Source organism: Streptomyces hokutonensis (assembly GCF_042751305.1).
GTDB classification, from domain to species: Bacteria; Actinomycetota; Actinomycetes; order Streptomycetales; family Streptomycetaceae; genus Streptomyces; species Streptomyces hokutonensis_A.
In genome coordinates, this window is the sequence record NZ_JBHYWD010000014.1 from 111,557 (window position 1) to 133,994 (window position 22,438).

At 70.2% G+C, this 22,438-nt stretch carries 23 protein-coding genes and 1 pseudogene; 16 read left to right on the top strand and 8 right to left on the bottom strand.

All coding sequences use genetic code 11. From position 1 onward, the window contains the following. Both ACFXC1_RS32310 and ACFXC1_RS32315 read right to left on the bottom strand, forming a co-directional pair. Nucleotides 1–710 (bottom strand): annotated as a pseudogene (locus ACFXC1_RS32310) (hypothetical protein); the annotation flags it as partial. Beyond that, entirely contained in the window at nt 661–1,638 is a 978-nt protein-coding gene (locus ACFXC1_RS32315; protein WP_381249285.1) for a phosphatase PAP2 family protein, read from the bottom strand. The gene ACFXC1_RS32315 and the pseudogene ACFXC1_RS32310, both read right to left, overlap by 50 nt. A gap of 209 nt (nt 1,639–1,847) precedes the next feature. Between ACFXC1_RS32315 and ACFXC1_RS32320 the strand changes: the two genes are divergently transcribed. After that, nucleotides 1,848–2,447, top strand: a complete 600-nt coding sequence (locus ACFXC1_RS32320; RefSeq protein WP_381249288.1) for a histidine phosphatase family protein — start codon at nt 1,848–1,850, stop codon at nt 2,445–2,447. Nucleotides 2,448–2,493: 46 nt separating this feature from the next. On the opposite strand, the gene ACFXC1_RS32325 is transcribed toward ACFXC1_RS32320, so the two are convergent. After that, nucleotides 2,494–3,966, bottom strand: a complete 1,473-nt coding sequence (locus ACFXC1_RS32325) for a hypothetical protein (protein ID WP_381249291.1) — start codon at nt 3,964–3,966, stop codon at nt 2,494–2,496. A gap of 272 nt (nt 3,967–4,238) precedes the next feature. Here ACFXC1_RS32325 and ACFXC1_RS32330 point away from each other — a divergent pair, with 272 nt between their 5' ends. Both ACFXC1_RS32330 and ACFXC1_RS32335 read left to right on the top strand, forming a co-directional pair. Beyond that, entirely contained in the window at nt 4,239–4,673 is a 435-nt protein-coding gene (locus ACFXC1_RS32330; RefSeq protein WP_381249293.1) for a hypothetical protein, read from the top strand. Nucleotides 4,674–4,730: 57 nt separating this feature from the next. Further along, complete coding sequence (locus tag ACFXC1_RS32335) at nt 4,731–5,603, top strand: spermidine synthase (protein WP_381249296.1); 873 nt, start codon at nt 4,731–4,733, stop codon at nt 5,601–5,603. A gap of 13 nt (nt 5,604–5,616) precedes the next feature. Here the strand turns inward: ACFXC1_RS32335 and ACFXC1_RS32340 are convergent, their stop codons facing one another. Continuing rightward, entirely contained in the window at nt 5,617–6,159 is a 543-nt protein-coding gene (locus ACFXC1_RS32340) for a hypothetical protein (protein WP_381249298.1), read from the bottom strand. A 111-nt stretch (nt 6,160–6,270) separates the two neighbouring features. Between ACFXC1_RS32340 and ACFXC1_RS32345 the strand changes: the two genes are divergently transcribed. The 8 genes from ACFXC1_RS32345 to ACFXC1_RS32380 all read left to right on the top strand — a co-directional run bounded on the left by ACFXC1_RS32345 (nt 6,271) and on the right by ACFXC1_RS32380 (nt 16,719). Continuing rightward, a complete protein-coding gene (locus tag ACFXC1_RS32345) occupies nt 6,271–6,975 on the top strand; it encodes a response regulator transcription factor (RefSeq protein ID WP_381249301.1) in 705 nt (234 codons plus the stop codon). Then, nucleotides 6,972–8,375, top strand: coding sequence for a sensor histidine kinase (locus ACFXC1_RS32350; RefSeq protein WP_381249304.1), 1,404 nt, complete (start codon nt 6,972–6,974; stop codon nt 8,373–8,375). Before ACFXC1_RS32345 ends, ACFXC1_RS32350 begins: the two co-directional genes overlap by 4 nt. A 106-nt stretch (nt 8,376–8,481) precedes the next feature. Beyond that, nucleotides 8,482–9,939, top strand: a complete 1,458-nt coding sequence (locus tag ACFXC1_RS32355; protein ID WP_381249307.1) for a glycoside hydrolase family 18 protein — start codon at nt 8,482–8,484, stop codon at nt 9,937–9,939. Nucleotides 9,940–10,204: 265 nt separating this feature from the next. Further along, nucleotides 10,205–11,503 (top strand): ABC transporter substrate-binding protein, encoded by a 1,299-nt coding sequence (locus tag ACFXC1_RS32360; RefSeq protein WP_381249310.1) that lies wholly within the window; start codon nt 10,205–10,207, stop codon nt 11,501–11,503. Then, the gene (locus ACFXC1_RS32365) at nt 11,500–12,480 is read left to right on the top strand and encodes a carbohydrate ABC transporter permease (RefSeq protein WP_381249312.1); all 981 of its coding nucleotides are present in this window, start codon (nt 11,500–11,502) and stop codon (nt 12,478–12,480) included. The genes ACFXC1_RS32360 and ACFXC1_RS32365 overlap by 4 nt, the downstream gene beginning before the upstream one ends. Then, nucleotides 12,477–13,370, top strand: a complete 894-nt coding sequence (locus ACFXC1_RS32370) for a carbohydrate ABC transporter permease (protein WP_381249315.1) — start codon at nt 12,477–12,479, stop codon at nt 13,368–13,370. The genes ACFXC1_RS32365 and ACFXC1_RS32370 overlap by 4 nt, the downstream gene beginning before the upstream one ends. A gap of 41 nt (nt 13,371–13,411) precedes the next feature. After that, complete coding sequence (locus tag ACFXC1_RS32375; protein WP_381249317.1) at nt 13,412–14,728, top strand: glycoside hydrolase family 36 protein; 1,317 nt, start codon at nt 13,412–13,414, stop codon at nt 14,726–14,728. Then, nucleotides 14,725–16,719 (top strand): beta-galactosidase, encoded by a 1,995-nt coding sequence (locus ACFXC1_RS32380; protein ID WP_381249320.1) that lies wholly within the window; start codon nt 14,725–14,727, stop codon nt 16,717–16,719. Before ACFXC1_RS32375 ends, ACFXC1_RS32380 begins: the two co-directional genes overlap by 4 nt. Before the next feature lies 1 nt (nt 16,720). On the opposite strand, the gene ACFXC1_RS32385 is transcribed toward ACFXC1_RS32380, so the two are convergent. After that, complete coding sequence (locus ACFXC1_RS32385) at nt 16,721–17,413, bottom strand: hypothetical protein (RefSeq protein ID WP_381249323.1); 693 nt, start codon at nt 17,411–17,413, stop codon at nt 16,721–16,723. Between the two features lie 154 nt (nt 17,414–17,567). Here ACFXC1_RS32385 and ACFXC1_RS32390 point away from each other — a divergent pair, with 154 nt between their 5' ends. Together ACFXC1_RS32390 and ACFXC1_RS32395 are read left to right on the top strand one after the other, a co-directional pair. Further along, nucleotides 17,568–17,852 (top strand): hypothetical protein, encoded by a 285-nt coding sequence (locus ACFXC1_RS32390; protein ID WP_381249325.1) that lies wholly within the window; start codon nt 17,568–17,570, stop codon nt 17,850–17,852. Further along, complete coding sequence (locus tag ACFXC1_RS32395) at nt 17,834–18,247, top strand: DNA-binding protein (RefSeq protein ID WP_381249327.1); 414 nt, start codon at nt 17,834–17,836, stop codon at nt 18,245–18,247. The genes ACFXC1_RS32390 and ACFXC1_RS32395 overlap by 19 nt, the downstream gene beginning before the upstream one ends. Nucleotides 18,248–18,293: 46 nt before the next feature. Here the strand turns inward: ACFXC1_RS32395 and ACFXC1_RS32400 are convergent, their stop codons facing one another. Genes ACFXC1_RS32400 through ACFXC1_RS32410 form a run of 3 tightly spaced genes read right to left on the bottom strand, consistent with a single transcriptional unit; the run spans nt 18,294 to nt 20,970 of the window. Continuing rightward, nucleotides 18,294–19,817, bottom strand: a complete 1,524-nt coding sequence (locus tag ACFXC1_RS32400; RefSeq protein WP_381249330.1) for an HAL/PAL/TAL family ammonia-lyase — start codon at nt 19,815–19,817, stop codon at nt 18,294–18,296. A gap of 56 nt (nt 19,818–19,873) precedes the next feature. Beyond that, nucleotides 19,874–20,077: a DUF397 domain-containing protein gene (locus ACFXC1_RS32405; protein ID WP_381249332.1), complete on the bottom strand. Its 204-nt coding sequence runs from the start codon at nt 20,075–20,077 to the stop codon at nt 19,874–19,876. An 11-nt stretch (nt 20,078–20,088) separates the two neighbouring features. Continuing rightward, on the bottom strand, nt 20,089–20,970 hold the full coding sequence (locus ACFXC1_RS32410; protein WP_381249335.1) for a helix-turn-helix domain-containing protein: 882 nt from the start codon (nt 20,968–20,970) through the stop codon (nt 20,089–20,091). A gap of 229 nt (nt 20,971–21,199) precedes the next feature. On the opposite strand from ACFXC1_RS32410, the gene ACFXC1_RS32415 reads away from it, so the two are divergent. Genes ACFXC1_RS32415 through ACFXC1_RS32425 form a run of 3 tightly spaced genes read left to right on the top strand, consistent with a single transcriptional unit; the run spans nt 21,200 to nt 22,297 of the window. Beyond that, on the top strand, nt 21,200–21,619 hold the full coding sequence (locus tag ACFXC1_RS32415; RefSeq protein WP_381249338.1) for an ATP-binding protein: 420 nt from the start codon (nt 21,200–21,202) through the stop codon (nt 21,617–21,619). Nucleotides 21,620–21,671: 52 nt separating this feature from the next. Beyond that, the gene (locus ACFXC1_RS32420; RefSeq protein ID WP_381249341.1) at nt 21,672–21,881 is read left to right on the top strand and encodes a type II toxin-antitoxin system VapB family antitoxin; all 210 of its coding nucleotides are present in this window, start codon (nt 21,672–21,674) and stop codon (nt 21,879–21,881) included. Further along, nucleotides 21,878–22,297: a PIN domain nuclease gene (locus tag ACFXC1_RS32425; RefSeq protein ID WP_381249344.1), complete on the top strand. Its 420-nt coding sequence runs from the start codon at nt 21,878–21,880 to the stop codon at nt 22,295–22,297. The genes ACFXC1_RS32420 and ACFXC1_RS32425 overlap by 4 nt, the downstream gene beginning before the upstream one ends. Nucleotides 22,298–22,438 lie beyond the last annotated feature (141 nt).

Here is a 22,438-nt window from a genome sequence, read left to right on the forward strand (position 1 = left end):
GTGCTCGACCCTTCGGGCCTCCGCGCGCTCACCCCCTCGACACCGGCGCGCCCCTCCGGCTCCGCGCCGAGGCGCGCGGCGACCTCCTCCAGTGCCAGCACGTACACCGCCGACTGGCGGGCCGCAGCGCCGACCTTCGCCGGGTCCGCCGAACCGTCCAGCATCGGGAAGGACTTGATCTCCACGACCGTCCAGCTGCCGTCCGGGTGCACGACCACCGCGTCCGGCTCCAGGAAGGCCGGGGAGCCCGCCACGTCCAGGGCGAGCATCGGATGGTCGAGCAGCGTCCAGGCGGCGGCCTCGGTCGCCTCGCGCAGCGCCAGCGCCGTACGCGCCGCGCGTCCCTCGGGGCCGACGGCCGTCAGCTCGGGCACCCGCGCGCGGGTCGGCGGTTCGGCGCCCGGGTCCAGCTTCTCGTGCACCAGCCGCAGCAGCTCCGCGCCGCCGTCCGCCTTCACCCGGGCCTCGAACGCGTTGCCCCGCATGAAGGCGAACTGGGACTGCCCGAAGGCGGAAGGCGAGCCGAGCGCGTCGGCCAGCACCGCCTTGTTCACCCCCGCGCCGTCCAGGATCGCCCGCCGCTCGCAGCCCGGGTTCGCGGCCAGGGCCGCGAGGGCGCGGGCGTCCAGCGCCTTGGCCGGGACGTCGGGGCCGCGCAGCTCAGCGAGCCGGTGCCGGAGCGCCGTCCCCCGCGTCCGTGGGGGAGGCACCCGGCTCGGCTCCGGTACCGAGCTGTGACTCGCGCTGCCGTGGAATTCGCTCACCCGGGGAAGTCTGGCATCCGCCACTGACAATTGAGGTTTCTGAGCCGAGAGAGGCGCCCGGTGCGGCGTCACGGGAGCGGGCCGCGACGAGTGAGCCGCGCCCCTCGAACCGCGTCCTGATCCGGTCCGCGGCCTTCATGACCTGCGGCGCCAGCAGGAACCCGAGCCCCATCACGACCACACCCGCGACCGCGTCGAGGAGGTAGTGGTTGGCGGTGCCCATGACCACGATCGCCGTGAGCAGCGGATAGGCGACACCGAGGACCTTCGTGAGCCGTGTGCCGCCGTAGCGCCACAGCATCACTCCGCACCACAGCGCCCAGCCGCAGTGCAGGCTCGGCATCGCCGCGTACTGGTTGGTCATCCCGCCCAGGCCCCGCGGCGCGCTCGCGTCGCCGCCCCACCAGCCGTACGAGCTGTACTTGGCCATCGTGTCCACGAAGCCGTAGTCCGGGGAGAGGAGCCGGGGCGGGCAGGTCGGGAGCAGGGTGAAGCCGATCAGGCCGATGAACGTGGACGTCATCAGCCAGGTGCGGGCCGCGCGGTAGACCTGTGCACGTGAACGGAACAGCCAGATCAGGATCGCGGGCGTGATCAGGTAGTGCAGCGACGCGTACCAGAAGTCGGCCGGTACGCCTAGCCAGGACTCGCGCGTGAAGAGCCGGTTGAGCGGGTGCTCGGCGTTGATGTGCAGGAACTTCTCGATGCGCAGGATCGCCAGCCCGTGGTCGACGGCACTTGCCGTGTCGCCCCTGGCCAGCAGGCGGCCCGCCGAGTACGAGGCGTACACCATGAGGATCAGCGGCAGCTCGGTCCACCAGCGCAGCCGGCTTCGCCGGTCCGCCTCGATGCCTGGTGTCTCGGTCTGCGGCATCCGATCGCCCTCCCCCTTCTGTCCTGGTGCGGTGCCCGGTGCTCCGGCTTCCCGGTTGCTCGGTCGGGACACTTTACGGCGTATGTGCGCGCCCCGTTTCGGGCGCCCCCGGACCTCAAAGACGCAGAGATCGCCCCCCGGGTTGCCCTTTTCCAGGGTGCGGGATGATGGAGTGACCCGCCTCTGGACATATCCCGGAAAGGTCCCCCATGGCACCGCGCATCCTGCTGGCCCGGCACGGACAGACGGCTTGGTCGCTGTCCGGGAAGCACACCGGCAGGACCGACGTCCCGCTCCTCGAAGAGGGCCGGCGCGGCGCCAAGGTGCTCGGCGAGCGACTGCACCGTGCCCCGCTGGACGGCCTCCCCGGGGTCGAGGTGCGCACCAGCCCGCTGGCACGCGCGCGTGAGACCTGCGAACTCGCCGGCTTCGGCGACCGCGCCACCGACTGGGACACCCTCATGGAATGGGACTACGGCGCCTACGAGGGCATGACCCCGGAGGAGATCCAGGACATACGCCCCGGCTGGCTGATCTGGCGCGACGGCGTCCCCGAAGGGGAGACCCTCGCGGAAGTCACCGCCCGCGCGGACGAGGTCGTCGCCTGGGCCCGCGCCGAGGACCGCGACGTCCTCGTCTTCGCCCACGGCCACATCCTCCGCTCGATCGGCGCGCGCTGGCTGGACCTGCCGATCGACTTCGCGTCCCGGATACGCCTCAACCCGACGTCGTTGTCGATCCTCGGGTGGGCCTACGGCGAACCGGCGATAGAGAGCTGGAACGACTTGGGTCACATGGTCGCCCCGTAGGGGCGCGGGGAACTGCGCGCCCAGCCCCACCGGCCGCAGGTAAAAACTACGCAGCCGTCCGAGGCAGACTGGAGTGCCTCTCCAGAAACGTAGAAACCCCCGAAGCCCGCCGATGAGGCAGCAGCACCCGTGCAGTCCCCGCCAGCATCGTCTGAATCCGCGACGACTGCACCAGGTCCAAAAGATCCAGCACCCGCATCCCCGCAGTCGCCGCCTCGTCGGGCCGCCCCCCGCGCGCGAGATCGTCGGCGAGCTCGGCCGTGTACAGCGCGATGTTCCGCGTGAAGTGCGGATCCTGAAGCTGGGCCGCACGCCGAGCGTGCCGAGAAGCCCGCGGCCAGTCGCCCAGCGTCGACCAGCACTGCGCCTCGAGCCCCTCCAACTCGGCCTCTCCGTAGAAGCTCATCCACTCGGGGTCGGCCTCCGAGCGGCCCCGCTCGTAAAGGGCCTGCGCGCGGGCCAGCGCCTGTTCGCAGCCGGTGCGGTCGGCGAGCCCCGCCCAGCCGCCCGCCTCGCGCAGCGCGAGCAGCGACATCAGGCGGGCGGAGCCGAGGGGGCGGGCGACGCGCTGCGCGGCCTGTGCGGCGCGCACGGCCTCGCGCGGGCGTCCGGCGTCCCGCGCGAGGAACGCCGTATTGCAGAAGGCGTGTGCCTCCAGGCCCGCGTCGCCGGTCACCCGGGCCGTGGCGAGGGCTTCCGCGTAGTGCGAGCGGGCGTCGTCGAAGCGGCCGGAGTCGTGGGCCAGCCAGCCCACGGAGATGGCGAGTTCGCCGGCTCCGGAGTGCAGTCGCTCGGCGACGGACTGCCGGGTGGTGCCCGCGTCGAGCAGGGCGTAGGCGGCGCGCAGCGGGGCCGCCGCGCGCCGGTAGAGGCCGTCGGCGCCGTGCCGGTCGTCGAGCAGCCGGATTCTGCGGACGGCCTCTTCCAGGGCGCCCGCCTCGCTCGTACCGGGACGGCGGACGGAACGTTCCGCTGCCACGGCGTCCAATGTGAGCGCCAGGGGGCCCAGCGTGCCGGCGGCCACCGTGACGGTGCCGCCCCTCATGAATGCGCGACGCAGCACGTCGCTCTCCTCGTGGTTCTCGTGGTTCTCGTGCGTGTCGTACGGGTCCGGTGTGTCATACGGCTCGTACGCCCCTCGCGTCTCATCCGGACCACCCGTCTCGCCCGGGGTGTAGTCCGGGCGCGTGGAGTGTGCGGGGGGCGTGTCCTCGCCGGTGCGCGCCCCACGTCCGCGCACGGACGAGCGGGGCGCGAAGCCGAGGTCGGCGAGCGTGCGGCCGGGGAACATGTGCAGGAACACCCGTTCGTACGCGTAGTTGGGGCAACGGATCTCACCGGCCTCGACGCGGCCGACGTAGCGCGCGTCGCAGCTGACCCGCTCGCCGATCTCGCGAGCGGACCGGCGTACGGCCGCGGCGAACTCCGCCGGTGAGCGCTGTCCGCGCAGCCGCCGGAAGGCGAGATTGGGTCTCGGTGGTTGGGGGGACTGGGGCGGGGTCACCATTGACGACGCCATGGCCAGGTCCTCTCGTGCGAACCGTCGAACCATGCCGGATTCAGGGTGACTTGTGTGAGTGACGCCCTGTTTCCAGCGGGCAAGAACGTACCTGCTGTGCACGACCCGCCACGCAGGGTTTGGCTACAAACCGGATATCTCATCCGGGATCTGCCATGAACTGCCATCCTTTGCGGCGGACTTGTGCCGTAGCCGTTGACGCCTCGACGCGTTGAACTCCATGGATCCGGGAGCCACCCGACTCCCGACCCGCTCGTCCAAGGAGGGGTTCCGTGGTGGAGACCGGGATGGAGACCAGTCAGAGCGTCGATCCTCGAATGCCGAGCGCGGAGTGCAGTGCGCCACCGTTCGCGGACTCCGCCTGCGATCTGGTGACCGTGCCGACGCGGCAGGGCCTGGAGGCCGTCGACATCCTGCGACGCGGCGCGGGCGACGGGGTCGGGCCCGTGCTGCACGACGACGGCGGCGACACCCTCGGCTTCCTGGTCCCGCCGGGCACGGCGGCGGCCTGGGACGTCCCGGGCAGCATCTGTACGGAGACCCATGGCCGTGGCCTGCGCCTCGCCCCCGACCCCGAACCCCCGGTCGAGGGCTCCGACTGGCTGCTGCCCCCCGGCGAAGCGGACCTGGCGACCGACCCGGCGGTGCTGCGGGCCGCGCTGGACGAGGCGGCGCGGTTGATCGAGGCGGCGGACGGCTGTCGGTGAGCGCTACGCGCTGAGGCCGGACGCGCCGGACCACCCCCGCCCCCCGATAATGGGCCAATGGGAAAGTCCAGGAACACCCGGCGAGGTGGTGCCGGCTCCGCCGAAGCCGTCGTCGAGGCCGTCGACGGCGGGCTCGCCGAGCTGATACCCGACCGGGACCGCGCACGGGCCTGGACCCTGCTGATCGACGGCGCGCCGCAGTCCTACGTCGACCTCGACGACCCGGCGTATCTGTCCTTCGAGTACCAGCGCCGCCTCGGCCACGTCATCGACCTCGCCGCACCGGCCGGCAAGCCGATCCAGGCCGTGCACCTCGGCGGCGGCGCCCTCACGCTCGCCCGGTACGTCGCCGCCACCCGCCCCCGATCCACCCAGCAGGTCGTCGAGTTCGACGCGGCACTCGTCCAACTGGTCCGCCGCGAACTGCCGTTGGACCCGAACGCGCGGATCAGGGTGCGCTCCGCCGACGCCCGCGCGGGACTCGCGAAACTCCCCGAGAGCTGGGCGGACCTCGTCGTGGCGGACGTCTTCAGCGGCGCCCGGACACCCGCCCACCTCACCTCCACCGAGTTCCTCGACGAGGTGCGCCGCGCGCTCCGACCCGGCGGGATCTACGCCGCCAACCTCGCCGACGGCCCCCCGCTCACCCACCTGCGGGGCCAGATAGCCACCGTGGCCGCCCGGTTCACGGAACTCGCGCTGATCGCCGACCCGACCGTGCTGCGCGGCAAACGGTTCGGCAACGCCGTCCTCGTCGCCTCCGACCACCCGCTGCCCCTCGCCGAACTCACCCGCCGCGCCGCCTCCGACCCGCACCCGGGCCGGCTCCAACACGGCCGCGAACTCACCGACTTCACGGGCGGTGCCGTACCCGTGACGGACGCGGCGGCGGTCGCCTCACCGGCACCGCCGCCGTCGGTGTTCCGCTAGCGGTCACGCACGTCTAGTAGTTGCCCACATCGACCCGCGGCGCCCCGTCGTGCCACGTGCAGATCACCGACACCTTGCCCGTGCCCTTGGTGAACTCCACCCGGAGCCACGAGTCCGTCTTCCACACCTGCATCGACCAGCCCATACCCGGCGTGGCCGACACGAGCGTCACATAGGCCGGATCGGTGTCGAGTTCGAGCACCACCCGCCCGCCGTCGGTGTCGTAGCTCTTGACCTGGCCGGTGGCGGACGCGGAGGGGGACGGGCTCGCCGTCGCCGTCTCCGTGGGGGTCGGACTCGGGGTGCGGGTCGGTGTCGGGGGGCTGGACGGGGTCGGGGCCGCCTCGGCCCGTACCGTCGGCTCGGCGGGCGGTGTCGCCTCCTGGGCGGTCGCGCCGGCCGCCGTGATCGGCAGGGCGCGCGGTGGGTCGTAGGCCGTGCCCGTCATGACCGTGTGGACGCCCCACCAGGACAGCGTGACCGCCGCGCCGGTGGCGAGCGACCAGGCCAGCACGTGCATGAATCCGTTGACGAGTCCTCTGGGCATCGCGGCCATACTGCCTCACGCGCCCCACGGGTGTCGCGGTGACGGCCATCGCTTTGTGCACAGGCGGGAGTTGTCCACAGGCCCGGATACGGGTCGCCCGCATGGCGTACGGTGCGGCGCATGGCAAGTGTGCTCGTGGTCGAGGACGACCAGTTCGTGCGCTCGGCCCTCATCCGGCATCTGACCGACGCCGCACACACGGTGCGCAGTGTCGGTACGGCACTTGAGGCGCTGCGCGAGGTCGCCCATTTCCGTTTCGACGTGGTCATCCTGGACCTCGGACTGCCCGACCTGGACGGGTCCGAGGCCCTGAAGATGCTGCGCGGGATCACGGATGTTCCCGTGATCATCGCCACCGCGCGGGACGACGAGAGCGAGATCGTCCGGCTGCTCAACGCGGGCGCGGACGACTACCTCACCAAGCCCTTCTCGGTCGACCATCTCTCCGCCCGCATGTCCGCCGTTCTACGGCGCTCCCGTGCCACCACCGGTGAGACGCCCCCGTCCTCGGTCCTCCGCGTCGGCGGACTGACCGTCGACCCGCTGCGCCGCCAGGCCGACCTGGACGGCGTCCGACTCGACCTCACCCGCCGTGAGTTCGACCTCCTCGCCTTCCTGGCCGGCCGGCCAGGTGTGGTCGTCCCGCGCAAGGAACTCCTCGCCGAGGTCTGGCAGCAGTCCTACGGCGACGACCAGACGATCGACGTCCATCTGTCCTGGCTGCGCCGGAAGTTGGGGGAGACGGCGGCCCGGCCGCGCTATCTGCACACCCTGCGGGGTGTCGGAGTGAAGCTGGAGCCACCGGGAGCGGAGTCGCCGCGATGAGGTGGGCACTGGTCAGGGTCTGTCTGGCGATCGCGGCCATGGTCGTCGTCGCCTTCGCGGTGCCGCTGGGCCTGGTCATCAAGGAGATGGCCCGCGACCGCGCCTTCTCGAACGCCGAGCGGGAGGCCGCCGCCGTCGCCCCCGCGCTGTCCATCACCACCGACCGGGACCAGCTGGAGAAGGTCGTGGCCTCGGCGGGCGCGGATTCCGGGATGGCCGTCCACATACCGGCGGGGGAGGGGAAGGCCGCCCTCGACATCGGGCTGCAGCGCGCCGCCGACAAGGACATCGCGACCGTAAGGAAGTTGGGCCGCGCCTCCACCACGGAGGTGCCCGGCGGCTCCGTCCTGCTCCAGCCGGTCGCGCTCAGCTCCGGCGAGATATCCGTCGTCGAGGTCTACGTCCCGGAGTCCGAGGTCAGCAACGGCGTCGGCACGGCCTGGGCGGTGCTCGCCGGGGTCGGCATCGCGCTGATCGTCGGTTCCGTCGCGGTCGCCGACCGGCTGGGCGTACGGATGGTGCAGCCCGCGCAGCGCCTGGTCGAGGGCGCGCACGAACTGGGGGAGGGGAAGCTGGGCGCACGCGTGCCGGAGGAGGGGCCGACCGAACTGCGGCTGGCTGCGGTCGCGTTCAACTCCATGGCCGACCAGGTCGTACAACTGCTCGCGAACGAGAGGGAGTTGGCGGCCGATTTGTCGCACCGCCTCCGTACGCCCCTCACCGTGCTGCGGCTCAACGCGGCCTCGCTCGGGGACGGTCCGGCCGCCGAGCAGACGCGGACCGCCGTCGCGCAGCTGGAGCGGGAGGTCGACACCATCATCCGGACCGCGCGCGAGGCCAAGCCGCAGACCGTGGCGGCCGGCCCCGGCGCCGGGTGCGACGCGGCCGAAGTGGTGCGCGAGCGGATGCGGTTCTGGTCCGCGCTCGCCGAGGACGAGGGCCGCAAGGTGCGGGTGGCCGGGGTGGAGCGGCCGGTGCGGATACCCGTGGCCCGCGCCGACCTGGCCGCCGCCCTGGACGCCCTGCTGGGCAATGTGTTCCGGCACACGCCCGAGGGCACGGCCTTCGCGGTCGACGTGCACAACAGCGAGGACGCGGTGATCGTGCTCGTCTCGGACGCGGGCTCCGGCATCCGCGACCCCGAGGCGGCGATCACCCGCGGGCGCGGCTCCGGCAGCGACGGATCGACCGGGCTCGGCCTGGACATCGTGCGCAGGCTCGCCGAGTCGACGGGCGGGGACGTCCGGATCGGCTCCTCGATGCTCGGCGGCACTGAGGTGCGGATCTGGATCCAGCTGGACGGGCGGGAGCCGGAGCGCAAGGGGCACCGAGGGGCCGTACGACGGCGCCGGCGCGGCAGATTGGTCTCTACCTTTAACCGTTCCCGATCCCTTCCTTAAGCGCGCCCTAAGATCGCCGACCCCCGCCCGGAACAGGAACTTTGCCCGATTCCGGATCGCTAGCGTGCTGCCGCACCCACCCCCGTACGGCGAAGGCAGGCACGCGATGAGCACCCACCGGCGCAGGATCAGCAAGAGAAACAAGGTGATCGGCGGAGCGGTCGCCGCGGCGGTGGTCGGCGGCGGCGCGATCCTGCTGACCGGCGTCGCGCAGGCGGCGAGCGTCGGCGCCGCGTACACGAGAACCAGTGAGTGGTCGACGGGGTACACCGCGCAGTACGTCGTCACCAACACCACCGGTGCCGGAAAGGCGGACTGGACGCTGGAGTTCGACCTGCCGTCCGGCTCGAAGCTCAGCTCGCTGTGGAACGCCGAGTCGAGCGTGAGCGGTCAGCACGTCACCGTGAAGCCGCCGAAGTGGGACACGGACGGGCTCACGGCCGGTGAGTCGGTCACGGTCGGCTTCGTGGTCAACGGCACGGGCCAGCCCACGAGTTGCCTCATCGACAACGCCAAGTGCTCGGCCGACGGCACCGCGACCCCCGAGCCGACCGGCCGCCCGACGACCTCGTCGCCGACGCCCACGCCGACCGTGAAGCCGACGTCCACACCGACCCCGACGGCCACGCCCACCCCCACCCCGACGCCGACCACGAGCACCGGCACCACGGCCGCCGGCGGCTTCGCCCCCTACGTCGACACCTCCCTCTACCCCGCGTTCGACCTCCTCGCCAACGTCACCGCGACCGGCGTGAAGAACTACAACCTCGCCTTCATCACCGACGGCGGCGGCTGCACCCCGAAGTGGGGCGGGGTGACCGACCTCGCGAGCGACGGCGTGGCCTCCCAGATCGGCGCGCTGCGCGCCAAGGGCGGCGACGTACGGGTCTCCTTCGGTGGCGCGTCCGGCTCCGAGCTGGCGACGACGTGCGGTTCGGCGAGCGCGCTGGCGAGCGCCTACGGCAAGGTCGTGGACGCGTACGGCCTCACCAAGGTCGACTTCGACATCGAGGGCGGCGCGCTGCCCAACGCGGCGGCGAACACGATCCGCGCCCAGGCGATAGCCAGGCTCCAGCAGCAGCACCCGAATCTGGACGTTTCCTACACCCTCCCGGTGATGCCCGAGGGGCTCACCCAGGACGGTGTGAACCTGCTTTCCGACGCCAAGTCCAACGGCGTGAAAATCGGCACGGTCAACATCATGGCGATGGATTACGGACCGGCCTACAGCGGCGATATGGGAACGTACTCAGAGCAAGCGGCTACAGCGACTCAGGCCCAAGTCAAGAGTGTTCTCGGGCTCTCTGAAAGCGCTGCATGGAAAGCGGTTTCTGTCACTCCGATGATCGGTGTGAACGACGTGTCATCGGAGGTCTTCAAGGTCGACGACGCGACCCAGCTCGTCGCTTTCGCCAAGACGAAGGGGCTCGGCGGCATCTCGATGTGGTCCGCGACCCGCGACAAGCAGTGCGCGGGCGGGGCCAGGCCCACCGCCGACGCGACCTGCAGTTCGGTCGTGCAGGCCCCCTCGGCCTTCTCCAAGGCCTTCTCCGCCTTGCAGTAGTCGCCCCATGTGCCCCGGGAGCCTCTCGCGGCTCCCGGAGCCCCAGTAGCCCCGTAGCGGACGTATGGCCACTTGGCTGTACGTCCGCTTCTCTTGCTGCTGCGTGTCGATTACGTTTCGACAAATGAAGGCGGCGGGTGTTGACGCATGACCAGACATGGGACTGTTATTACGCCACCGTGTTTGGTCGCGTTGGTTTCTGGTCGGTTACGACGACCTGGGGCGTGGCGCATTCCGGCCGAACCCTGTCCGTCAGGAGCCGTTCATGCCCGACTTCTCCCTCCCCGCCGCGAGCCGCCGTTCCGTCCTGCGCGGCATAGGCGGTGCCGCCGTCCTCGGAGCCGGTATCCCCCTGCTGAGCGCGTGTGGCAGCAGCACCGGTTCGTCCGACTCGAAGACCGTGACGCTGGGGTCCAACGCGTCCGACGCCGTGCCGAAGAAGGCGTTCGCGAGCGTCTACGCGGACTTCAAGAAGACCTCCGGCATTACCGTCAAGGTCAACACGAAGGACCACAACACCTTCCAGGAGCAGATCAACTCCTACCTCCAGGGCACGCCGGACGACGTGTTCAACTGGTTCGCCGGGTACCGCATGCAGTTCTTCGCGGCCAAGAAGCTCGCCACCCCGATCGACGACGTGTGGGCGAAGATCGGGGACAACTTCCCCGACGCGATGAAGAAGCTCAGCAAGGGCGAGGACGGCAAGTACTACTTCGTGCCGCTGACCACGTACCCGTGGGCGATCTTCTACCGCAAGAGCGTCTTCGCGGCGAAGGGCTACACCGTCCCCACCACCTGGGACCAGCTGGTCGCGCTCTGCAAGCAGATGAAGAAGGACGGACTGGTCCCGATCGCCTTCGGCGACAAGGACCAGTGGCCGGCGATGGGCACCTTCGACCAGATCAACTTCCGCCTCAACGGCTACGACTTCCACAAGGCGCTGATGGCGGGCACCGAGTCGTGGACCGACCCCAAGGTCAAGGCGGTCTTCGACCACTGGTCCGAGCTGCTGCCGTACCACCAGGAGGGCTTCATGGGCCGCACCTGGCAGGACGCGGCGCAGGGCATCGTGTCGAAGAAGTCCGGCATGTACCTGCTGGGCTCGTTCGTGGCGCAGCAGTTCACCAACAAGGCCGACCTCGACGACCTCGACTTCTTCCCCTTCCCGGAGGTCAACTCCGCGTACGGCCAGGACACCGTCGAGGCGCCCACCGACGGCTTCATGGTCAGCAAGGCCCCGAAGAACCACGACGGTGTCGTCAAGCTCATGGAGTACCTGGGCAGCCCGGCGGCCGAGGAGCTGTACCTCAAGACCGACCCGAGCGTGGTCGCCGCCTCCAGCAAGGCCTCCACCGCCGCGTACTCGCCGCTGCAGAAGAAGGCGTTCGACATGATCGGCGCCGCCAAGACCCTCACCCAGTTCATGGACCGTGACTCCCGTCCGGACTTCACCTCGACGGTGATGCAGCCCGGACTGCAGAAGTTCCTCCAGAACCCCAAGGGCGTCGACAGTCTGCTGTCCTCGATCGAGCGCCAGAAGAAGACGATCTTCGCCTCCTCATGATCTCCGAGACGACTACGACGAGCCCGGAGGCGGACGCCGTTCCGCCTCCGGGCCCCGCGCCTGCCGACAAGCGGGTCCCGCAGGGCGCCAAGCGCCTGCTGACCCGCCGTGACCGCATCACGCTCGCCTTCATGGCGGGCGTGCCGACGGTCCTGCACGTGGCCCTGGTCTGGGTCACCGCCCTCGCCTCGATCGCCCTGGCCTTCACCAGCTGGGACGGCATCGGCTTCGACTCGATCAAGTGGGTCGGGCTGGACAACTTCAAGCAGTTGTTCAACGACAACCCGCAGTTCTGGCCCGCCCTCGAGCACAACATCATCTGGTTCGTCGTGCTCATCCTGCTGCCCACGCCGTTCGGCCTGTTCCTGGCCGTGCAGCTGGACAAGAAGATCCGCTTCAGCCGCGTCTACCAGACCGCGTTCTTCCTGCCGGTCGTCATGTCGCTGGCGGTCACCGGCTTCGTCTGGCAGCTGATCTACAACCCCGACACCGGCCTGATCAACAGCCTCATCGGGGCCAACAAGCCCGGCCACTACATCGACTGGATCGGCGACCCCAAGCTCAACCTGTGGGCCGTCCTGATCGCCGCCTCCTGGCGGCACGCCGGCTACATGATGATCCTCTACCTGGCCGGCCTCAAGGGCGTCGACCCGTCCCTGCGGGAGGCCTCCGCACTGGACGGCGCGAACGAGTGGCAGACGTTCAAGAACGTCATCTTCCCCACCCTGCGCCCCACCAACACGGTCGTCCTGGTCGTCACGATCATCGAGTCGCTGCGCGCCTTCGACCTGGTCTTCGTCTTCAACAAGGGCGCCCAGGGCACCGAGCTGCTGTCGATCCTGATCACCAACAACATCATCGGTGAGTCCAGCCGGATCGGTTACGGCTCCGCGATCGCCGTCGTCCTGCTGGTCATCTCCCTCGCGGTCATCATCCCGTACCTGATCGCGACCTTCCGGAAGGAGCGGCGCGCATGACCACCCCCACCGCCGCACTCGGCGTGAAGCAGCGCACCCCGCTCCGCCCCGCCCGGGTCCTGCTGCACACGTTCCTCGTCGTCACCTCGCTGGCCTGGCTCGCCCCGCTGCTGTGGGCGGTCTACGCGGCCCTGCGCCCGTACGCGGAGACCAGCAACAAGGGTTACGTCTCCTGGCCGGACACGCTGAACTTCGACAACTTCAAGAACGCGTTCCAGCAGTCCGACATGACGCACTACTTCGTCAACACACTGATCATCGCGGTCCCGGCCGTGCTGCTCACGCTGCTGCTGGCGTCGATGGTCGCGTTCTACGTCAGCCGCTTCGACTTCCGCTTCAACATCGCCCTGCTGCTGGTGTTCACGGCCGGCAACCTGCTGCCGCAGCAGGTCATCATCACCCCGCTGTACCGCCTCTACCTGCTGATCAACCTGCCCGGCATCACCACGAGCGGCAAGCTCTACGACTCCGCGCTGGGCCTGGTCCTCATCCATGTGGCGTTCCAGTCCGGCTTCTGCGCGTTCGTCCTCAGCAACTACATGCGGATGCTGCCGCACGAGCTGACCGAGGCGGCCCTGGTCGACGGCGCGTCCGTGTGGCGCCAGTACTGGCAGATCGTGCTCCCGCTGTGCAAGCCGGCGATGGCGGCCCTGGCCACCCTGCTCTCCATCTGGATCTACAACGACTTCTTCTGGGCGATCGTGCTGATCTCGACCGGCGAGAACATGCCGATCACCTCCGCCCTGAACAACCTCTCCGGCCAGTACTTCACCGACCCCAACCTGGTCGCGGCCGGCGCCCTGCTCACCGCGATCCCGACCCTGATCGTGTACTTCGCGCTCCAGCGCCAGTTCGTCAGCGGTCTCACGCTGGGCGCCAACAAGGGCTGACGCCGCTCCGGTTCGGCCCTTCCCGTTGAAAGAGAACCACCGTGCACGACCACCCCTTCACCGCGCTCGCCTCCGTCCCCGTGAATCCGCGCACCGCCCGGGTCCACGAGGAGGGCTGGCAGTCCTGGAGCCCGAGCGGCGCCTACCCCCTCGGTTCGCGCCCGTACCGGCCGGCCAACGCCAACTGGGCGACGGTGTGCTACCGCCCAGGCGCCACCGTCCCGGCCGATGTCTTCCAGGGCGAGGGTCTGCTCGCCCTCGACCCCGGCGACGGCTCACCGGCCCGCCTGTGGGCGGCGGTCGACCCCACCGGATCGGTCCCGTCGATCCGGCTGTCGGTACGGGACGGGGTGGCGGAGCTCGCCGCCGACGGCCCGGTGAAGGAGTGGACGGGCACCACCGTCCAGTCCGTGCTGGGGGACTGGGCCGACAGCCTGGCCCTGCCGTCCCCCCGCCCCGCGCCCACGGTCTGGTGCTCCTGGTACGAGTACTTCACCGCCGTCACCGAGGACGACATCCACGAGAACCTCCGCGCGATGGACACCCTCGACCTGCCCATCGACGTCGTCCAGATCGACGACGGCTACCAGAAGGCGCTGGGCGACTGGCTGACGCTCTCCGGCCGCTTCCGCTCCCGGGCCGGCATCGCCGACACGATCCGCGCGCGCGGCCGCAGGGCGGGCATCTGGACGGCCCCCTTCCTGGTCGACCCGGCGAGCGACCTGGCCGCCGAGCGTCCCGAGTGGCTGGTGCGCGACCCGGCCGGCGGCTTCGCCCACGCCGGCCGCAACTGGGGCCACGACCTCTGCGTCCTGGACTCCACCCACCCCGGCGCGGCGGCCTGGCTGACCGAGGTCTACGCCACCCTCCGCACCGAGGGCTACGACTACTTCAAGGCCGACTTCCTCTACGCCGGCGCCCTGGACGGCGTACGCCACAAGGAAGTCGACGCCATCGAGGCCTACCGGGCCGGGATCGCCCTGATCCGCGAGGCGATCGGCCCGGACGCCTACCTCCTGGGCTGCGGAGCGCCGATCCTCCCCTCCCTCGGCCTCTTCGACGCGATGCGGATCAGCCCCGACACGGCCCCGCACCGCCGCCCCGAGGCCGACGACCACTCCCAACCCGGCCAGGACTCCGCCGAGTTCACGGGATTCGCCCGCCAGTGGCAGCACGGCCGCCTCTGGACCAACGACCCCGACTGCCTGATGGCCCGCCCGGCCGTGGAGACCCGCGAACGCTGGGCGGCCCACGTGGAGGCCACCGGCGGCCTGATGGCGTCGAGCGACCGCCTGCTGTCGCTCGACCAGTGGGGCGTGGCGACAACTCGCCGCCTGCTGACAGGAGTTGCACGATGACCATCGCATACGGCGGCGACTACAACCCCGAGCAGTGGCCGGAGGAGGTCTGGGCCGAGGACATGCGCCTGATGCGCGAGGCCGGGGTGACCATGGTCAGCATCGGCATCTTCTCGTGGGCACTGCTGGAACCGGCCGAGGGCGTGTACGACTTCACCCTCCTGGACAAGGTCCTGGCCCTGCTCCAACAGAACGGCATAGCCGCCGACCTGGCGACCCCGACGGCGGCACCCCCGGCCTGGTTCTTCCGCGCCCACCCCGAGGCGCTGCCGGTGGACCGGGACGGCCGGAGACTGTCGTACGGCAGCCGCCAGACGTTCTGCCCGTCCAGCCCCGCGTACCGTACGGCCGCCCTGCGCATCGCGGGCGAACTGGCCCGGCGCTACGCCGACCACCCCGCGGTCGCGATGTGGCACATCCACAACGAGTACGGCTGCCACAACCCGGCCTGCTACTGCGACGAGAGCGCGGAGGCGTTCCGGGTGTGGCTGCGCGCGAAGTACGGCGACAGCCTGCCGGCGCTCAACGACGCCTGGGGCACGGCCTTTTGGAGCCAGTGGTACTACGACTGGGCGGAGGTCCTGCCCCCGCGCGCGACCGGCGCGGTCCCCAACCCCACCCACCAGCTGGACTGGCGCCGCTTCTGCAGCGACGCGCTCCTGTCGCTGTACAAGGCGGAACGGGACGTACTGCGGGAGGCGGCTCCTTCGCTGCCCGCGACCACCAACTTCATGGTGATGTTCAACTTCGACGCACTGGACTACTGGCGCTGGGCACCGGAGTTGGACGTCGTCTCGAACGACCACTACCTCCGCTCCACCGACCCCGAGTCGGAGATCGACATCGCGATGAGCGGCGACCTGGTCCGCTCGCTGGCGGGCGGCCGTCCGTGGCTGCTGATGGAGCACTCCACGGGTGCGGTGAACTGGCAGCCGGTCAACAGGGCGAAGTCGGCGGGGGAGTTGAGGCGCAACGCACTCGCCCATGTCGCGCACGGCGCGGACGGTATCGCCTACTTCCAGTGGCGGGCGGCGAAGGCGGGCGCCGAACAGTGGCACTCGGCGATGCTTCCGCACGCGGGCACGGACAGCGCGATCTGGCAGGACGTGGTCCAACTGGGCGCGGATCTGCGGGTGTTGGCGGAGGTGCAGGGCAGCAAGGGCACGGCGTCGGTCGCGGTGGTCTGGGACTGGAACGCCCGCTGGGCCCTGGAACTCCCGTCCCAGCCCAGCGAGAAGGTCCGCTACCTGGACCAAGTCCGCTCCTGGTACGAGCCGTTGTGGCGCTCGGGCATAGCGGTGGACTTCGTCCGCCCCGACGCGGACCTGTCGCCGTACCGCCTGGTCCTGGCCCCCAGCCTGTACCTGGTGGACGACACCGGCGCGGCCAACCTCTCCGACTTCGCGTCGTCCGGCGGCACGCTGGCGGTGGGCTTCCACAGCGGGGCCGTGGACGAGAACTGCCATGTGCGGCTGGGGGGTTACCCAGGCGCCTTCAGAGACGTGCTGGGCGTCCGGACGGACGAACTGTTCCCGCTGCTCCCCGGGGAGTCGCTCGCGCTGAGCAGCGGCGGCGGTACAGCGTCCCTGTGGTCGGAGCGGGTCGCCCTGGCGGGCGCCGAGGCGATCACGTCGTACGCGGAGGGCCCGTTGACCGGAATCCCGGCGGTGACGCGGCACGCGTACGGCGAGGGCACGGCCTGGTACCTGGCCACCCGCCCCGACCCGACGACCCTCGCCGGGCTCCTGGACCTCATCCGCCGCGAGGCGGGAGTGAAGCCGGTGCGGGCGACGCCGGAGGGCGTGGAGGCGGTGCTGCGGCGCGGGGCGGAGGCGGACTATCTGTTCCTCATCGACCACGCGGGGACGGGCGCGGAGGTCGCGGTCAAGGCGGACGCGGTTGAACTTCTCACAGACGAGCGGGAGTTGGGCGGCTCGGTGAGTGTTCCGCCGGGCGGAGTCGCGGTAGTAAGGGAGCCACGCAGGCCCTAGCTCAGAACGGCCCGGGCCCGCCGAACCCTCCGAACCCACCCGGTCCACCGGGCCCGCCGCCGAACATCCCGCCGCCGCCCGGCCCGTGATGGTGGAAACCGTCGAAGAGCGCGTCCGCGAGCAGCATGCCGCCGACTCCGGCGGCGCCCGCGACGAGGGCGGTCTTCCACCACGGGGTGGTGTACCAACCGCCGGGCATGGAACGGCCGTTGACTACCCCGCCGGGGTAGTAGTACGGCGTGTTGGTGCTGGGCTGCGCGGCCGCGGCGTACGTCTGTCCGCCGACCGTGACCTGGCAGCCGGCACCCTGCGCGGGCAACTCGGGCCCCGGGTCAAGTCCCAACGCGGTACGGGCCGTTCGGATGTGGTGCAGCCCCTCGATGGCGGTCTGTGTCACCAGCCCGTACTGCATGGGGGAGTAGGCGGTGGCGAGTTGGCCCTCGGCGGCACGGAGTCGCTCGGCGGCGTCGGCGAGGGCCTGCCGGGCGGCGGTGTTCCCACCCGCGTCCAGCGTGGACAGACTCCCGCCGAGCCGCTCCACCCACCGGGTGGCCTCCGCGCCGGCATCGGCGTCGTATACCTGCTGCGCGTTCCCGGCTCCGTACCCCGAACTCCCGCCGCCCGCCTGGCGTTTGCCGTACGCGACCGCGCCGCCGACGATCAGGGCCAGCAGCACCAACACGATGAAAAACATGACGTCCTCCCGTCCGCGCCGGGATCGGATCACCCCGTACACAGGGATTGGACGACTTGGGGCTGGGAGGTTGCTGCGGGGGGTCTGAGGGGTGGCTGTGAAAAGGGTGGGTCGGCGGGCCACGTGATTCCTACTCGTTTGATAATCTGGCTGCATGAGTGAGACTCCGTACGGCGTCGGCGAAGGACCCGCTACCAGGGTCAGCCTGTCCCTCCCGGAAGGGACGGCCGAGGCGATTCGGCAGCGAGTCGGCAAGCGGGAGTTCTCCGCGTTCATCACCGAGGCGGTGGAACGCGAGTTGCGTGGTCAGATCCTGGATGAATACCTGGCCGACTACGAGCAGCGCAACGGGCCGGTTTCAGAGCGGGAGCAGGAGCAGGCTCGCCGTGTCTTCGACGAGGTGTTCGCCGAGGAGGGACAGTGGCCCACCGCAAGCTAAGTCACGAGGGAACCCTGGTCCTGGACTGCGAAGGGCTGTCCAAGTTCGTCGGTGATCACGAACCCGTCGTCGCTCTGGTCGCCGAGGCGCGCAAGCGGGGCATGGAAGTCGCCATCAGTGCCCTCACCATCGTCGAGTCGGTTCACCGGCGGACGGACCGGGCGCGGCTTGCCTGGGTGTTGTCGGGCATGCGTATCGTGCCCGTCGGTGACGAGGGGGCGAAGGCCGCGTCAGCCCTGCTGGTCAATGCCGGTCTGCACGGTCACAAGTACGCGATCGACGCCGTGGTGGCCGAGATGGCGCTTCGACAGCACCGCCCAGTGGTCATGCTCGCCTCGGACATCGACGACATGGCGAAGCTGTGCGGGGATCGGGTGCGGCTCGTCGCGGTGTAGTCGGTGCAAGGCGCCGGCTTGCGCGCGCCGTGACCCATGTCCGGCCTCAGTGGTGCAGCGTGCCGACCACGCCTTCGACCACCCGCAACGCCTCCCCGTTCCGCACCAGTTCGGCGATGTGCTCGATGTCGGCGTGGAAGAAGCGGTCCTCGGTGACGGTGGGTACGGTCTCGCGGATCCTGGCCCGCAGGGCCTCTGCCGCCGGGGAGGGCGAGAGCGGTGCGAGGAGGTCGAGGGCCTGGGTCGCGCACATCAGCTCTATCGCGATGACGTAGGCGAGTTTGCGGGCCGCGCGGTAGGCCTTCAGGGCGGCCAAGTAGGCGTTGCTGACGGCGTCTTCCTGGTTGGCGGAGGTGGTGATGGTGTCCGCGGACGCGGGGACGGCCATGGCGCGCAGCTCCATCGTCAGGGCGGCGGCCGTGTACTGGGCGATCATGTAGCCGCTGTTGAGGCCGGGTTGCGGTGCGAGGAAGGCGGGGAGTTCGCTGAAGTTGCTGTTGATCATGCGGTCGGTGCGGCGTTCGGAGATCTTGGCGAGGACTGTCATCGCGTTGACCATGGTGTCGGCCTGGATGCCGACGTAGGTGCTGTCGCAGTTGGCCCCGCTCAGGGCGACCCCGTCCTCGCCCTCGGGGTGGATGACCGGGTTGTCGCCGACGGAGTGCAACTCCTCGACGATGACCTCCCGCGCCTGTGCGAGCGCCCGCTTCGCGCCGCCGTGGATCTGCGGGACGGCGCGCAGGGAGAGGCTGTCCTGGAGGCGGTGGTCGAGGAACTCGGTGCTTATCGCGCTGGATGCGGTGAGCCGTCGTAGGTTCTCGGCTACGGCGGCTTGCTCGGGGTGCCGTTTGCGGGCCTGGAGCCGGGCGTCGTAGGCGCGGACCGTGCCCTTGAGGGCCTGTACCGACAGGCTCGCGGCTATGTCGGCCGTCGTTGCCGCGACGCCGGCGTCGTGGGCGGCGAGGACGGCTATCGCGGTGACGGAGTGCGTGCCGTTCGTCAGCGACAGGCCCTCCTTGCAGGCGAGGCGGGTGGGTTGTTCTCCGATGCGGGCCAACGCCTCGGCGCCGGGGAGGAGTTGGCCGTCGTAGGATGCCCGGCCCTCGCCCAGGAGTACGAGGGCCATGTGGGCCTCGGGGGCGAGGTAGCCGACTGAGCCCTCGCCGGGGACGTGTGGGGTGACGCCGGCGTTGAGCATGCGGCGGATCAGTTCCAGGGTTTCGAAGCGGATGCCGGAGTAGCCCTCGCCGAGGCCGACCAGTTCCATGAGTGCGATGGCTCGGACTATCTCGGTGGGGAGCGGTTCGCCGACGGACACTGCGTGTGAGCGGACTATGTTGCGTTGCAACTGCTCGGCGTCCGCCGGGGCGATGACCTCCGTGACGTTGTCGCCGAAGCCGGTCGTGACGCCGTAGACGAGGCGGTTCTCGGCGAGGAAGCGTTCGACCAGTGCGCGGGACTTGCGGACTCGGTCGACGTAGGTCGCGTCGAACTCGACGTGGGCGCCGTGGCGGGCGACGGCGACGAACTGTTCGACGGTGATCGGCTCCCGGCCCAAGGTGACCGTCACGGCCGCCTCCCCACGCTTGATGTGCATCCATTCACTTGCGTTGCGAATGAATCACTTTATTTACGGCTTGGCAAGGGCGGGAGGGACTTCACCGCGTGGAGGAGGGCGGCGAGGGTGTGGGACGGGAGTGTGGCTATGCGGTCAGGATCGTCGCTCTCGCGGAGGTGGACGTGGGGGCCGGTCGTCGCTGCCGCCAGCTCCACGCACTCGCCCTCGCCGCCGGTGCTGAACGACGACTTCTGCCAGACGAGGTGGGGCATGGCGGGTCCTCTCAGAGGGCGTACATGACGTGCTGGATCAGGCTCAGAGAGTCGCGTGACTCGTGCGACTCCGGCGCCGATTCCGGGTCGACCGGCGCCAGCGCCAGCTCCGAGAGTCGCTCGAACATCTTGGCGTACTCGTCGAGTTGCTCTCCATCCCGCAGGAAGAGCGAGGTCGTCGGATGCTCCAGGTAGACCGTGTCCAGTTCGGGGGCCCCGCCGCCGAAGAGGACGAAGGAGCGGGTGTGCGCGGAGTAGACGCCGGCTTCGAAGGGGTAGATCTGGACCGTCACGTTCGGCAGTCTGGAGACCTCCATCAGCCTCACCAGTTGCCTGCGCATGACCGCCGGGCCGCCCACCCGTGTGTGGAGGGCGGATTCGTGGATGACGGCGCGGTAGGTGACGGGTGGGTCGCCGGTCAGTACGCGCTGGCGGGCCAGGCGGAACTCGGCGTATCGGTCGGCGTGTTGAGGGGCCGACTCGGTGGCGGCCAGCACCGCGCGGGCGTACTCGTCGATCTGCAGCATGCCGGGGATCACCAGGGGGTTGTGGGTGCGCAGCACTGTCGACCGGGATTCCAGCTCGGCGAGGTTCCGGGCCGCCGGGCCGATCGTGTCGTTGAACTCGTCCCACCACCCCTTGCCGCTCTCCTGGGCCATCGCCATGATCCCGTCGAACAACGGGCCGGGCGGGCAGCCGTATTCGCGCAGCAGCTTGTAGAGGCGGTTGCGTGATACGTCGATGCGGCCCGCCTCGATGTTGCTGATCCGGGTGCGGTCGGCGTCGAGCAGTTCGCCGGCCCGGTCACCGGACAGCCCGGCGCGGTTGCGCAGTTTGCGGAGCTCCAGGCCGAGCCGCCGCTGACGCTCGCTGGGGTTGTTCCTGGGTGGCATGAGTGACCTCCTCCGGGCAGTCTGCACGGCCGAACTCCCGGGGTTCACAAGGTAGTTCGGTAGTCACTCGCGAGGGTGAAGAGAACGGAAACGGTTGCAACTCTCGGAACGGGTTCCCTACCGTCGAAGACAACGGCGCCACCCGGAAGTACCCCCGCCCTCAAGCCACTTGGCAAGGAGGACCCGGACCTGGTCACCGTGTGAGCGCACCCCACGCTGAAGGAGCCCCATGGCCGACGACGACCCCTCGCCCCCCATCGACGTCTCCCTCGTCTTCCCGCCCCACCCCGCCTGGGTCCGCACCGCCCGTGAAACGGTCCGCACCCTCCTCGCCACCTCCCACCGCCCCGAACTCACCGACACGGCCCTGCTGCTGACCTCGGAAGCCGTCACCAACGCCATCAACGCCTGCAAGCTGGACGGCAACCTAACCCCCGTAACCCTCTACGCAGGTTGGTCCAACCCCCACAGCTTCCGGGTCCTGGTCCACGGCGAGGCCCCGGGCCTCCCCACCTGCCGTACCTCCACCCCCACCGACGAGGACGGCCGCGGCATGCACCTCATCGCATACGGCGCCGACGCCTGGGGCGTGTGCGCGCACGGGCCCGGCCGGGGGAAGGCGACCTGGTTCGAGCTGGGAAGCCGCTGATCGGAGCGCGGTGGAAATACTGGATCCCGGTCCGTATATCCAGGAGGTCTCCATGACCAAGACGCTGATCGACATCGACGAAGACCTGCTCGCCGAGGCGGCCATAGCGTTCGGGACCAAGACCAAGAAGGACACGGTCACCGCCGCGCTCAAGGAGGGCGTCGAACGCAAGAAGCGCGCGCTCGCCCTGGCTCGGCTCGCGGCCCGCGCGGACGCGGGTGACTTCGACCTGTTGCTGGACAAGGAGAACTACCGGCGATGAGCGCGGCGGCCTACCTCATCGACACCAGCGCCCTGGTCCGCATCCTGAAGCGGCCCGCGCGCGCCCTGTGGGAGAAGCCTCTGGAGGAGGGGCTGATCGCCCGCTGCCCGCTCACCGAGGTCGAGTTCCTGTACAGCGCCAAGAACGCGGAGGACCGGGCCGCCCTGGTCGACGACCTCGATGCGCTGTTCTGCTGGACCCCGCTGGACGACCGGGCCGTGACCCGCGCCTGGGACGTGCAACGCGAACTCACCGAGAAGGGGCGCCACCGGTCCGCGGGCGCCGTGGACCTGCTCGTCGCCGCGACCGCCGAACTCCAGGGGCTGACCATGCTCCACTACGACAACGGCTTCGAGGCCATCGCCTCGGTGACCGGGCAGCCGACCCAGTGGCTGGCGCCCGCAGGCAGTCTCTGACCGTCCGCACTCCGCCGGGGGGGGGGGGGGGGCCGCCGCCGCGGGCGCGCCCCCCCCCCCCCCCCCCCCCGGGCCGCGACACGCCCCCCCAACACACGCGCAGCACACCGGCTCAGAGTGAGACACCCCGCCACCGCGGCG

Excerpts from the sequence above, each read along its gene's own strand:
- ACFXC1_RS32315 (WP_381249285.1), bottom strand. The coding sequence starts at position 1,638 with ATGCCGCAGACCGAGACACCAGGCATCGAGGCGGACCGGCGAAGCCGG.
- ACFXC1_RS32320 (WP_381249288.1), top strand. The coding sequence starts at position 1,848 with ATGGCACCGCGCATCCTGCTGGCCCGGCACGGACAGACGGCTTGGTCG.
- ACFXC1_RS32325 (WP_381249291.1), bottom strand. The coding sequence starts at position 3,966 with ATGGCGTCGTCAATGGTGACCCCGCCCCAGTCCCCCCAACCACCGAGA.
- ACFXC1_RS32335 (WP_381249296.1), top strand. The coding sequence starts at position 4,731 with ATGGGAAAGTCCAGGAACACCCGGCGAGGTGGTGCCGGCTCCGCCGAA.
- ACFXC1_RS32340 (WP_381249298.1), bottom strand. The coding sequence starts at position 6,159 with ATGGCCGCGATGCCCAGAGGACTCGTCAACGGATTCATGCACGTGCTG.
- ACFXC1_RS32345 (WP_381249301.1), top strand. The coding sequence starts at position 6,271 with ATGGCAAGTGTGCTCGTGGTCGAGGACGACCAGTTCGTGCGCTCGGCC.
- ACFXC1_RS32350 (WP_381249304.1), top strand. The coding sequence starts at position 6,972 with ATGAGGTGGGCACTGGTCAGGGTCTGTCTGGCGATCGCGGCCATGGTC.
- ACFXC1_RS32355 (WP_381249307.1), top strand. The coding sequence starts at position 8,482 with ATGAGCACCCACCGGCGCAGGATCAGCAAGAGAAACAAGGTGATCGGC.
- ACFXC1_RS32360 (WP_381249310.1), top strand. The coding sequence starts at position 10,205 with ATGCCCGACTTCTCCCTCCCCGCCGCGAGCCGCCGTTCCGTCCTGCGC.
- ACFXC1_RS32365 (WP_381249312.1), top strand. The coding sequence starts at position 11,500 with ATGATCTCCGAGACGACTACGACGAGCCCGGAGGCGGACGCCGTTCCG.
- ACFXC1_RS32370 (WP_381249315.1), top strand. The coding sequence starts at position 12,477 with ATGACCACCCCCACCGCCGCACTCGGCGTGAAGCAGCGCACCCCGCTC.
- ACFXC1_RS32380 (WP_381249320.1), top strand. The coding sequence starts at position 14,725 with ATGACCATCGCATACGGCGGCGACTACAACCCCGAGCAGTGGCCGGAG.
- ACFXC1_RS32385 (WP_381249323.1), bottom strand. The coding sequence starts at position 17,413 with ATGTTTTTCATCGTGTTGGTGCTGCTGGCCCTGATCGTCGGCGGCGCG.
- ACFXC1_RS32390 (WP_381249325.1), top strand. The coding sequence starts at position 17,568 with ATGAGTGAGACTCCGTACGGCGTCGGCGAAGGACCCGCTACCAGGGTC.
- ACFXC1_RS32405 (WP_381249332.1), bottom strand. The coding sequence starts at position 20,077 with ATGCCCCACCTCGTCTGGCAGAAGTCGTCGTTCAGCACCGGCGGCGAG.
- ACFXC1_RS32410 (WP_381249335.1), bottom strand. The coding sequence starts at position 20,970 with ATGCCACCCAGGAACAACCCCAGCGAGCGTCAGCGGCGGCTCGGCCTG.
- ACFXC1_RS32415 (WP_381249338.1), top strand. The coding sequence starts at position 21,200 with ATGGCCGACGACGACCCCTCGCCCCCCATCGACGTCTCCCTCGTCTTC.
- ACFXC1_RS32420 (WP_381249341.1), top strand. The coding sequence starts at position 21,672 with ATGACCAAGACGCTGATCGACATCGACGAAGACCTGCTCGCCGAGGCG.
- ACFXC1_RS32425 (WP_381249344.1), top strand. The coding sequence starts at position 21,878 with ATGAGCGCGGCGGCCTACCTCATCGACACCAGCGCCCTGGTCCGCATC.